This is a genomic window from Faecalibacterium sp. An58 (genome assembly GCF_002161515.1).
In the GTDB taxonomy this organism is placed as follows: Bacteria; Bacillota; Clostridia; order Oscillospirales; family Ruminococcaceae; genus Faecalibacterium; species Faecalibacterium avium.
Genome location: NZ_NFHX01000043.1, coordinates 1 through 12293 on the forward strand (window position 1 = coordinate 1; position 12293 = coordinate 12293).

Sequence of the window (12293 nt, forward strand, 5' to 3'; positions counted from 1 at the left end):
CTCTATCTTTTATACACCATAAGGAGGAAAAATTCATTATGAAACTCAAGAAGATTGCTTCTCTGGCGCTGGCCGGCATCATGGCCGTCAGCATGCTCACCGCTTGCGGTGAGGGCACCGGCAACAATACCAATCCCCCGGCTTCCAGCACTCCTACCACCTCTGCAGGTCTGGTATCCGATGTTGAGGATGCAATTAAGGATCTGAACAGCACTCTCACCATTTCGGTTGATGAGAATAGCGCACTGGAAGATTACATTGCAAAATGGAATGAATATAGTACTGTTACTTCGGTTAATAACGACATTGCTAAAAAGGTTGTAAATACAATTTTCGGTACGGGCAGTGGAAGCACTGCATATAACTTCTATAATAAAAGCATTATCGGCGATTTGAGTGAAAATGTGAATAGTAAGACTCGTACTGACGGCCAGAAGTTTGTTTACTACAACCTGTACACCTTCGGCGCTGTGACTGCGGATGCCTGCCGCACTCAGGCAGTTAACGACATTGCCAAGTGCATGGAGAATGTGCGGAATGATTTCACTGCTACAGCAGGGGCTATGCGCAATGATTACACCATGTATGTCTATGAAGGCAGTGTGACTGACAACAGCAATAAGGTCAATCCTTATGTTCTGGTCGTTCTGATCTCTGAGACCAGCGCTGTCTGATTTGCATAGAAAGCCGAAATTTTGTTTACTTATAGCGCCCCCGGGGCACCATACCGGGAGATGATATAAGGGGCGCACAGGTGCCAGAGACCACCTGCACGCTCGGGTAAAACACCCATCCGATGTGGCGGCAAAGAGGAATAGAACCATATTCCTTCTGTTGTTGATCGCACCAAAACAAAAGAACTTTTGCGTCACGAAAGATAGGGTCCCTCTGCGGGGGCCGGCCATTTGGCCGGCCCCCGCATTGTTTTGCCCGCCTCCCCTGCCCTTTGCGGACAAAAACAAACCGCCCCGGCGCCGATCGCGCCGGAGCGGTGTTGCTGTTTTGGGTGGGATGGTCATTCCGGGTCGGAGCCGGAAGATTTTGAGGCCCCGGCGCCCGCCTCTTTTTTGGGAGGCAGCTGCAGCTCGGGCATCAGCTCGTCGTTGATGATGGTCAGCATCTCCTCCAGCTTGGCCACGTCCTCGGGCGAAAAGCGCTGGCGCACCCGCTCGATGACGGTGTGCAGGTATGCATAGCTGATGCTGTAATAGTCGATATACTTCTGGGTGGGGCGCAGGTGGTATTCCCGCCGGTCGGTGGTGGACTGGATCTTCTCCACATAACCCTTGCGCACAAGGCTGCCGATCTTATAGGCGGCGTTGGGGGTGGAGATCTGCATCATGCGGGAGAATTCCGCGATGGTGGGCTCCCCCAGGGCCATGATGCCCTCCATGCAAAAGGATTCCACGGTGGTCAGGGTGGCCTCCCGCGTGGCGAACCGGTGGAACACCTTTTGATAAAAATGCAGCTTGAATTTGGTGTATACGGCCTGGAATACGTCCTCCAGCATGGACTTTCCCCCTTTCTGGGTATATCTACACTTTGTATTATATCACAAATTTGAACAAAGTGAAACCCCTGCCGGGAGAAAAGTCCGGCTTTTATTCGGGCTGTCAGCCCTCAAACTGGGTGGTGGCGGGCTGGCCGTTGTAAAGGGCGCCGTCGGCCCGGTAGTATTCCCATTGGATGCTTCCGTCGGGCAGCGTATACTCTATGGCCCACACCTGGCCCTCCTCCACATCGTCGGGGTAGTTGTCATAGGGCAGCATATTGGCGATGGCGGGCAGGTTTTTCACATCGCCGTAGGCGTCCCGGACCAGCCAGAAGGTCCGGCTCCGGTACTGGGGAAAAACATAGCTCAGGTCCGTGGTCCCCTGGTTGACGGCGGTGTAATCCTTGCCGGCAATGGTGAGGGTCCGGGTCTGACCGATTTGGAGCGGCTCCAGATCGGCGCCAAAGCCCCAGGCTACCTGTACATCCAGATACTGCGAGCCATCGTAATAATAGAAAAAGCGCTCGGTGGAACCGTCCGGCAGGCTGTGGTCGTAGAGGAACACCTGACCGACTTCCAGTGCGGCCGGGAAATTGGAAATGGGGGTGAACGTCTCGTTGCGGGGCTGACCCAGTGCGGCGGTGTAGGCGTCGGGCACCAGCCAGTAGGTATAGCTCTCGCCGGTGGACTGCTGGACGGCCCGGAGCACCTGCACGGCGGTGAAGTCCTGACCGCCAATGGTTACGGGCTGGGTCTGGCCGGTCTGGCTGTCGTCGATGGTATAGGCGGTGAGGTCGGTGGTGTGCAGGCGGTCGCCGTAGATCTCCTGCAGCTGGCTGGCCATGTTGGGGTCGCTGGTGCCCTCGACGGTATCGCCGGGGTTGGTGTGGGCCGCGCCGTAGATGCCCATGATGCTGGTGCCGGCGGGCAAAGCGTCGTAGGCACGCTGGAAGTTGTGGACCATCAGGGGCTCCCGGAAGGCATAACTGCCGCCGTGATCCTCATAATAGGCCCTGCCCTGCTCGATCACTTCCAGGGTGATGCGGTAGGCCTCCGAGTCCTTTTGTCCGGTCTGCTCGAGATAGCGCAGATAGCGCGGGCCGCTGTTCTGGTAGGTATGGCCGATGTCGGTGCCGTGGAACACCGTCTCGGGATACTTCTCCTTGAAGGTGTGCCAGTAATCCCAGTAGATCGGTTGGGCTGCGGCGGTGTCGGCCATATCCTCGAACAGCTGGGTCAGGATGGCGTCATCCTCTGCCTGCATCCACAGGTTCAGGAATTCCGCATCGTAGTAGGGCCATTCAATGAACAGATGCCGCATTCCCTGCTGGTAGTACCGGTCCCAGGTCTCCAGTTCAACGGCCATGATGGAAGAATCGCCGTGGGATTCGCCCAACAGGTAGATCTGTCCGCCGGACCCCGGGAAGAAAAAGCCCGATAGGGTCATGACGATGGCCGTGAGAAAACTTACGATCTTTTGCATGAAACTTCCTCCTTATCGTTGAATGGGATGGGCAGGGGCGGATTTGGAAGGTATACCCTGCAAAACAGGGGGCCTTCGGGCCGCGCCGGTTGCAAGACGTGCGCTGGTGTGCTATAATCCGATGTGCAAGACGCAGGCAGGGCCGCTTTTGGAAAGGTATACCTTTTCAAAACGGCTTTTCTTTTTGCCCGGACGGCTGGAAAACCTTCCCCCGGATGGACCGGGCCGGCGCGGGGCACCCTACAAGTATTCTGGCAGAAAGGGGGCGCATTGCCGCGCCGGATTACAGAGAGCTTTACCTGGAGATGTTCCGCGCCAATGAGGCGGCCATCCGTCTGCTGCAGCAGGCCCAGGCCCGGGCCGAGGCGGCCTACTTGGCCCAGGACCCCCCTCCCCTCCGCTTGCAGGAAAAGGAGCCGCCGCCGCAGTAAATTCAGCCCAGCTTGGCCTGCGCCTTGGACAAAAACCGCGCCTCGTCGATGATGACCCGCTCATGGACGCCGTGGCCCACCGGGCCCTTGTCGTCCGCCATCGAGACCGAAAAAACCAGGGTCCGTCCATTGACCGCCAGCAGTTCACTGGTGCAGGTGACCGTCATCCCCACAGGGGTGGGGGCGGTGTGCTCCAGGGACAGTTTGGTGCCCACGGTGCCCTGTCCTGGCGCCAGATGGGGGGCCACGCTCTCCCAGCAGGTCCGTTCAGCCAGGGCGGCCAGAGCCGGTGTAGCGAATACTTCCAACGTGCCGCTGCCCATAGCCCGGGCGGTATTGGCGGACGTAACGGTGACGGCGGCCTGGCCGCTGATGCCAGCTTCCAGCATAGTTGTTTCCTCCTTTGATGCACAGCCGGGCCATACCCGGCGTTGATGATACCAGTATACCACAATTTCAGAATGTGCGCCTCCGCTTTTTACAGCAATGTATGCCTGTTTTGCTGCAAAAGCGGGGCGCTTGAGCGTGTCGTTTGACACGCTTTAGGGTGGACCAATTTCTGCCTGCATGCGCAGGTCAGAAATTCTTCCCCCTGGCTCTCTTGCGCTTAGCCGATTTTCGCAGCGCGCTCGTAAATTTGGACGGCGGCCCCAACTCCGCTTCGCTTGTTTCTGCCGCAGGCAGCGGCTCAGCTTCGCTGTCCTGTATGTGTCCTGTCCATCCGCACATGTCGGCTGGACAGGACTTTTTTGTTCATTTGATGGAATTTTCTTTGTGATTCTATTGACATTTGAAAAGGGCGTGCTATACTGTACATATGAACAGATGCTCATATATCAAAACAAAGGAGGCTGACCATGGAGCAGAACGAACAGGTCCGGGCCGCCGTGCCCGAAGCGATGCCGGACGATGAGGTGCTGTATGAGCTGGCGGATCTGTTCCGGGTGTTTGGAGATTCCACCCGGATCAAGATCCTGTATGCTTTGCACGACCAGGAGCTGTGCGTCCAGGACATCGCTGCGGCGGTGGCGCTGAGCCAGTCGGCGGTGAGCCACCAGCTGCGGGTGCTGAAGGATTCCAAGCTGGTGCGGTTCCGCCGGGAGGGCAAGACCGTTTATTATGCGCTGGATGACGACCATGTGCGGAGCATCCTGTCGCTGGGAATGGAGCATATCGAAGAATGACACCCTGCATCAGAAAGGACGGATACACGATGAAAAAGACCTACAAGATCGACGTGGACTGCGCCAACTGCGCCAACAAGATGGAGGCTGCCGCCCAAAAGACCCCTGGCGTCAAGGCGGCTGCGGTCAACTTTATGACCCTGAAAATGAGCGTGGAGTTTGAGGAGGGCCAGGACCCCAAGGCCGTGATGCAGCAGGTGCGTGCCAACTGCAAGCGGGTGGAGAGCGACTGCGAGATCTTTTTGTAAGGCGGGCCGGATTTTCCACAGGGGGCGGCTGTGAAAAAGGTGGAGTTTTCAACGTTTTCCACCGCTTTTTCCACCAAATTTTTGAGGAAAGCCAAAAATAGCGGGAAAAAGTGGTTTTTATCCCCGCTTTTTTGGGGAAAACTTGTGGAATCGGTGGAGAAACCCCGGCTTTTTTCCAAAAAGCTGTGGAAAAGGGCGTTTTCGCCCGGGAGCGCGACGGTATAAGGAGGCGTTTTGTATGAATCCCAAGCAGAAAAAAATGCTGTACAGGATCATCGCCGCGGCGGTGCTCATCCTGCTGATCCAGGCTGCGGCGGCCACAGGGGCGCTGCTGGCGGCGCCGGTGCCCGCGGCGTTTTTGTACCTGGTCCCCTATCTGGTGGTGGGCTGGGATGTTCTGGTCAAGGCGGCCAAGGGCGTCAAGAACCGGCAGCCCTTTGACGAGTGCTTCCTGATGGCGGTGGCCACGGTGGGCGCCTTTGCCCTGGGGGAGTATATGGAGGGCTGCGCGGTCATCCTGTTCTATCAGGTGGGCGAGCTGTTCCAGAGCGTGGCGGTGGGCAAGAGCCGCCGCAACATTGCCGCCCTGATGGACATTCGCCCCGACTATGCCAACCTGGAAAAGCCGGACGGCAGTTTTGAGCGGGTGGACCCGGACGAGGTAGAGCCGGGCGCGGTGATCGTGGTGGAGCCGGGCGAGAAAGTGCCCATCGACGGGGTGATCCTGGAAGGGGCGTCCACCCTGAATACCGCCGCCCTCACCGGCGAGAGCCTGCCCCGGGAGGTCAAAGCCGGGGACGAAGTGGTCAGCGGATGCGTCAACCTCAGCGGCCTGCTGCGGGTGCGCACCACCCGTGCGTTTGGGGAGTCCACCGTCTCCCGCATCCTGGATCTGGTGGAGAACTCCAGCATGAAAAAGGCCCGGGCCGAAAACTTCATCACCCGGTTTGCCCGGGTGTATACCCCGGCGGTCTGTTACAGCGCCCTGGCCCTGGCGTTCCTGCCGCCTCTGGTGCTGCTGCTGGCGGGCCGGGACGCGGCCTTCGGGGACTGGATCTACCGCGCGCTGACCTTCCTGGTCATCAGCTGCCCCTGCGCGCTGGTCATCTCCATCCCCCTGTCCTTCTTTGGGGGGATCGGCGGGGCCAGTACCTGCGGCATCCTGGTCAAAGGCTCCACCTATCTGGAGGAGCTGTCCCGCACCGGCACGGTGGTCTTTGACAAGACCGGCACCCTGACCCGGGGCGTCTTTGAGGTGACCGGGGTGTTCCCTGCCCCGGGGATGGACAAGGATCTCCTGCTTGAGACGGCGGCCCTGGCCGAGAGCTATTCCAAACACCCCATCTCCCAGAGCCTCAAAAAAGCCTTTGGCAAAGCGCTGGACCCCGCCCGGGTATCCGGCGTGGAGGAGCTGGGCGGCTACGGCATCACCGCCCGGGTGGACGGCAAAGCGGTGGCGGTGGGCAACGCCCGCCTGATGGAAAAGCTGGGGCTGACCCCGCCGCCGGCCAGTGAGAGCGCCACCGCCATCTATCTGGCCATCGAGGGCGCTTATGCAGGGTATATCCTCATCTCGGACGTGGTGAAACCCTCGGCGGCCAAGGCCATCGCGGCCCTCAAGCGGGCGGGGGTGCGCCGCACCGTCATGCTGACCGGCGATACCCAGGCGGTGGCCCAGGCGGTGGCCGGGCAGCTGGGGATCACCGAGTACCGGGCCGGGCTGCTGCCGGAGGACAAGGTGACCCAGGTAGAGGCCCTGCTGGCCGAAAAGGCCCCCCGTGAAAACCTGGCCTTTGTAGGGGACGGCATCAACGACGCGCCGGTGCTGTCCCGGGCGGATATCGGCATCGCGATGGGCGCTTTGGGCTCGGATGCCGCCATCGAGGCCGCCGACATCGTGCTGATGGACGACGACCCCGCCCGCATCGCTCTGGCGATGGATATTTCCCGGCGGACGGTGCGGATCGTGTACCAGAACATCGTGTTCGCCCTGGCCATCAAGGCCGCCTGCCTGCTGCTGGGCGCGTTGGGCCTGGCGGGGATGTGGCTTGCCATCTTTGCCGACGTGGGCGTGATGGTGCTGGCGGTGCTGAACGCTACCCGCGCCCTCTACACCAAAGACCTGGCGCGCCGCAACGGCCTCGCGTAAGACACAGCCTTTGCCCCTGTCCCCTACCCGGGGATGGGGGCTTTTTTGACAGTCTGCCCATTTGCCGCCGTTTGTGCTATAATAAGACATACATCACGACTGGAGGCGGCTTATGTCCAAAAAGAAGATCCTGTTCATCACCACCGGGGGCACCATTGCCAGCGTGCGCACCGACCAGGGGCTGCGCCCTGTACTGACCAGCGAGGAACTGCTGGCCCACCTGCCCGGCCTGGCGAGCCTGTGCCAGCCCGAGACGCTGGCTTTGTGCAGCATCGACAGCACCGACATGAGCCCCGCCCACTGGCTGGACATGGCCCGGGCCATCGAGGACAACTACGACCGCTACGACGGCTTTATCCTCTGCCACGGCACCGATACATTGGCCTATTCGGCGGCCGCCCTCAGCTACCTGGTGCAGAATGCCGACAAGCCCATCATCCTCACCGGTTCCCAGCAGCCCATCTCGGGCCAGATCACCGACGCCAAAAAGAACCTGCGGGACAGCGTCCTGTGCGCCCTGGACCCCGGCAGCCGCGGGGTGATGGTGGTGTTCGGAGGGCTGGTCATTGCGGGCACCCGCGCCAAAAAGAACAAGACCATCAGCTACGACGCCTTTGCGTCGGTCAACTTCCCCCACCTGGCCCAGGTGCAGGGGGACCGTCTGGTGCGCTACATCGAGACGCCCCGGCCCACCGGCCCGGTGCTGTTCAGCCACAAGCTGGACCAGAAGGTGTTCCTGCTCAAGCTGACCCCCGGCATGGCCCCCGACCTGCTGCCCGCCATCTTCCGCCTGTACGACTGCGTCATTGTGGAGAGCTTTGGCGCGGGGGGCATCCCCCAGGCCCTGATGGACGGCTTTGCCCAGGGCCTGGGCCGCTACGAGGAGACCCGCAAGGTGCTGATCCTCACCACCCAGGTAACCTACGAGGGCAGCGACGTGGGCATCTATGAGGTGGGCCGCCGGGTGCGGGACCGGTTCGCCTTTCTGGAGGCCCATGATATGACCATCGAGGCCGCCGTCACCAAGAGTATGTGGCTGCTGGCCCAGAACTGCCCCACCTTTGAGTCGCTCCAGCGGCAGTTCTATTGGCAGATCAACTTCGATACCTTTTACCATTGACAGGAGGCTTTTATGAAAGAGGGCAAAAAACGGAACAAGCCCGCTGCAAGCGGGGTGATCACCCTGGCCTGTGCGCTGGCGCTGGGCGCCGGGGCCGGCTGGCTGGGCGCATGGGCTGCCGACCGCGTCGACTTCAGCCCGCTGCTGCTGGCGGGGACTCTGGTCCTGGCGGCGGCGGGCATGATGGGCCAGATCATCCTCCACGAGGCCGGGCACCTGCTGGGGGGCCTTGCCACCGGCTATGCCTTTGTGTCGTTCCGGGTGGGCAGCTGGATGCTGCTCAAGCGGGACGGCCGCCTGCACCTGGGCCGCTACACCCTGCCGGGCACCGGGGGCCAGTGCCTGATGGCCCCGCCGCCCTGGAAGGAGGACGGCTTCCCCGCCCTGCTGTACAATCTGAGCGGCCCCCTGGCCAATCTCCTGGCCGCCGCCGGCTGCGGCGCAGCGGCCTGGCTCTGCCGGGAAAAGGCCCCTTTGGCCGCCCTGCTGCTGGGGGTCTGGGCGCTGGTGGGGGCGTATCTGGGTCTGCTGAACGGCATTCCCATGAAGATCCAGGGGATGCCCAACGACGGCTACAACGCCCTGCGCCTGCGCCGGGACAAGGCGAGCCTGCGGGCGGTATGGGCGCAGCTGGCCATCAACATGGCCCAGACCCAGGGCCTGCGGCTGGGCGAAGTGCCGGAGGACTGGTTCAGCCTGCCGGGGGACGCGGGCCCCACCGACCCCCTGAAAAGCGCCGTATGGGTCTGCCGTTACAGCCGCCTTCTGGACCAGGGGCGCTACCAGGAGGCCGCCGCCCTGTGCGATACCCTGCTCAAGACCGGGGACCTGGCGCTGGCACACCGCTGCGCCCTCCAGCTGGACCAGGCGTTTTTCCGTCTGGCGGACGGCGAAAAGGACGCGGTGGCGAAGGCTCTGCAGGACCGTACCCTCAAGGCGTTCGCCCGGCAGATGAAGAACAATCCCGGGGTGGCCCTGGTGCGCTGGGCGGGCGCCGAGGCCCAGGGGGACGCCGCCCAGGCCCGGAAAGAGCGCAAGGCCCTCGAAACGGCGCTGGCGTCGTGGCCCTACCCCGGCGAGAACGAGGCCGTGCGGCAGCAGTTGCGCTGGTACGAGGAAAAACGGCGCTGCGCGCAAAACAAAGCATAAGCGTACAAAAAAGCCCCTATCCCAAAAGATAGAGGCTTTCTGTTTGGGTCTTAGCTCCGTTTGCGGGAGCAGGGGCCGGCTTCGCCCCGGGCCAGACGCTGCAGGCGGGGCTTGTCCAGGACGGTCAGGCCGCCCCGCCACAGCTTGACCAGGCCCTCCTGGGCAAAGTATTTCAGCATCCGGCTCACCACTTCCCGGGCGCTGCCCATGTAGCGGGCGATCTGGTCGTGGGTCATGGCGATGTCGCTGCCGCCGCTCTTGGCCAGCTCGTCCGAAAGGAAGATGGCCAGCCGCCGGTCGGCGCTCATGAACAGGATCTGCTGCATGGCCCACATGGTCTCGGAGTAGCTCTCGGTGGTCATCTGGTAGGCGTAGCAGCGGACGTAGATGTTCTCATCCATCACCCGCTTGAACGCGCCCGCGCCGATGCAGTAGGCTTCTACCGGCTCCTCGGCGTCGATGTGGACGTCGAAGGTCACCGCGTCCAGCACACAGCTGGCCGAAAGGATGCACACATCCCCCGCGAACAGCCGGTACAGCGTGACGTCCCGGCCGTCCTCGCTCAGCAGGTAGGCCCGCAGCTGCCCGGAACGCAGCAGCAGGATGCCCACGCAGTTCTCGGTGGGGCTGTGGACGTGGGCCCCTTTTTCATAGCGCACCGGCCGGGCAAAGCGGCACAGGTATTCCTGCTGGGCTTCGGTCAGCTTGTCCCAGAACGGGAAGCTGCAGGCCAGGCAGCCCTTTTCTGCGGCCTCGTTACGCTCCATAAAAACCGCCCTTTCGCAGGGCTTTGGCGGCCTCATTGCCGGCCACGGCCCCTTCGTAGACTGCCTTGGCCACCTGCAGCAGGCCGCCGGTGCAGTCCCCTGCGGCAAACAGCCCGGGAATGGTGGTCATCATCTTGTCGTCCACGACGATCTTGTTGCCCTCCACCTGGGCGCCCATCTTGCGGGCCAGGGCGGTGCTGCCCGCCACGCCCATGGCCACGAACACGCCGTCCACCGGCAGGACCTCGCCGCCGGCCAGCTGCACGCCGGATACCTTGTCCGGGCCCAGGATGGCCTCCACCGTTTGGGTGCGGACGGCGACTTCAGGGGGGAAGCTGGCGGTCAATTCCGCTCCGCCGGTCAGCAGGGTGACGCTTTTGGCCAGGGGCAGCAGAGCCGCGATCTCATGCAGGGCGTACTCGCCGCTGCCCAGCACCGCCACATCCTTGCCGCGGTAAAAGAAGGCGTCGCAGGTGGCGCAATAGCTGACGCCCCGGCCCTCCAGGGCGGCCAGGCCCGGCACCGGCGGTGCAGCGCGGGAAGCCCCGGTGGCCAGGATGACCGCGTCGGCGGGAAAATCCCCGGCCAGGGTCTCCACCGTCAGCTTGTCGGTGAAAGTCAGGCCCACCGCTTCGGTGTGCACGAACTTGACCCCCACCGCTTCGGCCCCCTCGATGCCGCGGCGCTCCAGCTCGGCCCCCGAGACCGGCCCGGGCACGCCGTAGTAGTTCTCGATGCCCTCGGCCCGCGCCAGCGCCCCGGGGCCCTTGGTGAGGACGGTGGTATCCACTCCGGCCCGGGCAGTATACAGCGCGGCGGATACGCCCGCCGGCCCGGCGCCGATGATCACAACATTTGCCATGGTAAAGCCTCCCTTTCGGTGTTTGGTTTTTCTTTAGTATAGCATATTTTGTATAGTATGGCATCTTTTTGCCCGCTTTTCCGTGACCGGCTTACAGAGCTGCGCCGTTCGTGCAAATCATTGAAAACATTGAAACCATTGATACCATTGAAAACATTGAAAACATTGATTTCGTTGATCGGTTCGGGGGCAAAGAAAAAGCCCCGCCGGTATCGGCGGGGGGTGGTGGGCCAGCCAGGACTTGAACCCGGGACCAAGCGGTTATGAGAAAGTACATTGTGCTGAAATGCTATTTTTCCTGTGCAATAACTACAAATTACATATCGTTTTATTGGCCGTTCTTCACATAATTTGACGTATCTTTTGGCCTCTTTTACTCTCCAAACTGCCCCTTCGTAGGTGAAACGGTAGGTGAAAAAAGTCACCTACCAAAACCGCTACTCGTATATAGGATTTTGGAAAGCAGCAATTCCGAGCACACCTGTCATTCGCTATGGATGAAAGGTGTGCTTTTCTATTCTCTCCCCTCCCCCAATCCCCCATATTAAGGAGGTGACGCCATGCCCGACTACTTTTATGGCCCCCAGGCGGAACAGTTTGCTTTTTACCGTATTCCCAAAGCGCTGTTCACTGACCCGGCCTTTCGCAGTATTTCCACCGATGCCAAAGTCCTCTACGGTTTGCTGCTGGACCGGATGAGTCTGTCCGCCCGGAACGACTGGCTGGATGAGCAAGGCCGGGTGTATATTGTGTTCACAGTGGAAGAAATCATGGAAAGCCTTGCCTGCGGCAACAAGAAGGCCGTCGGCCTTCTGCGCGAACTGGAAGTAGGAGCCGGTTTGATTGAGCGCCGGCGTCAGGGGCTTGGAAAGCCCAACCTGATTTATGTGAAGAACTTCATCGAAGGAAACTTCTTGAAGTGTCCGAATGACACTTCTGTGAGTGTCCAAAGTACAGTTCATGATGTGTCGAAAGGACACGGTAATAAGACTGATAAGAACTATACTGACCTGAGTGAGACCGATCCTTTCCTTTCGGACGTGGCCGCCGGAACGGAATCCGAAGGGAAAGATGACCGCACCCTGTATCAGGAATATTTTGCCCGGCAGCTTGGCTTCGATGCTCTGATTGCAAGCTATCCTGAAGATGAGGATATGCTGCGGGAGATGCTGGAACTGCTGGTGGATACCGTGTGCAGCAAGCGCCGCTTCATCCGTATCGCGGGCGATGATAAGCCCGCTGAGGTGGTGAAGGCCCAGCTCATGAAGCTGAACAACGATCACCTGCGGTTTGTCCTCATGTGCCTGAAAGAGAACACCACTCAGGTACGGAATATGCGGCAGTATCTGCTGGCGACCCTCTACAACGCCCCCATGACCATGCACAGTTCCTATGCTGCCCGGGTGCA

At 60.9% G+C, this 12293-nt stretch carries 13 protein-coding genes; 8 read left to right on the plus strand and 5 right to left on the minus strand.

Annotated elements, in window-relative coordinates; all coding sequences use genetic code 11:
* Positions 1–38 precede the first annotated feature (38 nt).
* Positions 39–674, plus strand: a complete 636-nt coding sequence (locus B5G12_RS13525; RefSeq protein ID WP_144064172.1) for a hypothetical protein — start codon at positions 39–41, stop codon at positions 672–674.
* A 341-nt stretch (positions 675–1015) separates the two neighbouring features.
* Here B5G12_RS13525 and B5G12_RS13530 read toward each other — a convergent pair whose 3' ends face one another.
* Together B5G12_RS13530 and B5G12_RS13535 are read right to left on the minus strand one after the other, a co-directional pair.
* Positions 1016–1510, minus strand: a complete 495-nt coding sequence (locus B5G12_RS13530; RefSeq protein ID WP_087325406.1) for a MarR family winged helix-turn-helix transcriptional regulator — start codon at positions 1508–1510, stop codon at positions 1016–1018.
* 103 nt (positions 1511–1613) lie between these two features.
* The gene (locus tag B5G12_RS13535; RefSeq protein WP_087325407.1) at positions 1614–2975 is read right to left on the minus strand and encodes a hypothetical protein; all 1362 of its coding nucleotides are present in this window, start codon (positions 2973–2975) and stop codon (positions 1614–1616) included.
* 305 nt (positions 2976–3280) lie between these two features.
* On the opposite strand from B5G12_RS13535, the gene B5G12_RS15125 reads away from it, so the two are divergent.
* Complete coding sequence (locus B5G12_RS15125; RefSeq protein WP_275532652.1) at positions 3281–3406, plus strand: hypothetical protein; 126 nt, start codon at positions 3281–3283, stop codon at positions 3404–3406.
* A gap of 2 nt (positions 3407–3408) precedes the next feature.
* Here B5G12_RS15125 and B5G12_RS13540 read toward each other — a convergent pair whose 3' ends face one another.
* Complete coding sequence (locus tag B5G12_RS13540; RefSeq protein ID WP_087325408.1) at positions 3409–3795, minus strand: thioesterase family protein; 387 nt, start codon at positions 3793–3795, stop codon at positions 3409–3411.
* A gap of 468 nt (positions 3796–4263) precedes the next feature.
* Here B5G12_RS13540 and B5G12_RS13545 point away from each other — a divergent pair, with 468 nt between their 5' ends.
* The 5 genes from B5G12_RS13545 (at position 4264) to B5G12_RS13565 (ending at position 9256) form a co-directional block, all read left to right on the plus strand.
* Complete coding sequence (locus tag B5G12_RS13545) at positions 4264–4590, plus strand: ArsR/SmtB family transcription factor (RefSeq protein ID WP_087325409.1); 327 nt, start codon at positions 4264–4266, stop codon at positions 4588–4590.
* 29 nt (positions 4591–4619) lie between these two features.
* On the plus strand, positions 4620–4838 hold the full coding sequence (locus B5G12_RS13550; protein WP_087325410.1) for a cation transporter: 219 nt from the start codon (positions 4620–4622) through the stop codon (positions 4836–4838).
* Positions 4839–5076: 238 nt separating this feature from the next.
* Positions 5077–6987: a heavy metal translocating P-type ATPase gene (locus B5G12_RS13555; protein WP_087325411.1), complete on the plus strand. Its 1911-nt coding sequence runs from the start codon at positions 5077–5079 to the stop codon at positions 6985–6987.
* A 112-nt stretch (positions 6988–7099) separates the two neighbouring features.
* A complete protein-coding gene (locus B5G12_RS13560) occupies positions 7100–8107 on the plus strand; it encodes an asparaginase (RefSeq protein WP_087325412.1) in 1008 nt (335 codons plus the stop codon).
* A 12-nt stretch (positions 8108–8119) separates the two neighbouring features.
* Positions 8120–9256 carry a hypothetical protein gene (locus B5G12_RS13565; RefSeq protein ID WP_087325413.1) on the plus strand — a complete coding sequence of 379 codons (1137 nt, stop codon included), beginning with the start codon at positions 8120–8122 and terminating at the stop codon, positions 9254–9256.
* Positions 9257–9306: 50 nt separating this feature from the next.
* On the opposite strand, the gene B5G12_RS13570 is transcribed toward B5G12_RS13565, so the two are convergent.
* Together B5G12_RS13570 and B5G12_RS13575 are read right to left on the minus strand one after the other, a co-directional pair.
* On the minus strand, positions 9307–10023 hold the full coding sequence (locus tag B5G12_RS13570) for a Crp/Fnr family transcriptional regulator (protein ID WP_087325414.1): 717 nt from the start codon (positions 10021–10023) through the stop codon (positions 9307–9309).
* Positions 10013–10885 (minus strand): NAD(P)/FAD-dependent oxidoreductase, encoded by an 873-nt coding sequence (locus B5G12_RS13575; RefSeq protein ID WP_087325415.1) that lies wholly within the window; start codon positions 10883–10885, stop codon positions 10013–10015. Before B5G12_RS13575 ends, B5G12_RS13570 begins: the two co-directional genes overlap by 11 nt.
* 560 nt (positions 10886–11445) lie before the next feature.
* Here B5G12_RS13575 and B5G12_RS13580 point away from each other — a divergent pair.
* The coding region (locus B5G12_RS13580; RefSeq protein ID WP_087325416.1) for a replication initiator protein A at positions 11446–12293 on the plus strand (848 nt) is incomplete at its 3' end.

Bases quoted from the DNA above. Each gene is read 5' to 3' on its own strand.
- B5G12_RS13525 (WP_144064172.1), top strand. From the start codon at position 39: ATGAAACTCAAGAAGATTGCTTCTCTGGCGCTGGCCGGCATCATGGCC.
- B5G12_RS13540 (WP_087325408.1), bottom strand. From the start codon at position 3,795: ATGCTGGAAGCTGGCATCAGCGGCCAGGCCGCCGTCACCGTTACGTCC.
- B5G12_RS13570 (WP_087325414.1), bottom strand. From the start codon at position 10,023: ATGGAGCGTAACGAGGCCGCAGAAAAGGGCTGCCTGGCCTGCAGCTTC.
- B5G12_RS13550 (WP_087325410.1), top strand. From the start codon at position 4,620: ATGAAAAAGACCTACAAGATCGACGTGGACTGCGCCAACTGCGCCAAC.
- B5G12_RS15125 (WP_275532652.1), top strand. From the start codon at position 3,281: ATGTTCCGCGCCAATGAGGCGGCCATCCGTCTGCTGCAGCAGGCCCAG.
- B5G12_RS13560 (WP_087325412.1), top strand. From the start codon at position 7,100: ATGTCCAAAAAGAAGATCCTGTTCATCACCACCGGGGGCACCATTGCC.
- B5G12_RS13535 (WP_087325407.1), bottom strand. From the start codon at position 2,975: ATGCAAAAGATCGTAAGTTTTCTCACGGCCATCGTCATGACCCTATCG.
- B5G12_RS13545 (WP_087325409.1), top strand. From the start codon at position 4,264: ATGGAGCAGAACGAACAGGTCCGGGCCGCCGTGCCCGAAGCGATGCCG.
- B5G12_RS13530 (WP_087325406.1), bottom strand. From the start codon at position 1,510: ATGCTGGAGGACGTATTCCAGGCCGTATACACCAAATTCAAGCTGCAT.
- B5G12_RS13555 (WP_087325411.1), top strand. From the start codon at position 5,077: ATGAATCCCAAGCAGAAAAAAATGCTGTACAGGATCATCGCCGCGGCG.
- B5G12_RS13575 (WP_087325415.1), bottom strand. From the start codon at position 10,885: ATGGCAAATGTTGTGATCATCGGCGCCGGGCCGGCGGGCGTATCCGCC.
- B5G12_RS13565 (WP_087325413.1), top strand. From the start codon at position 8,120: ATGAAAGAGGGCAAAAAACGGAACAAGCCCGCTGCAAGCGGGGTGATC.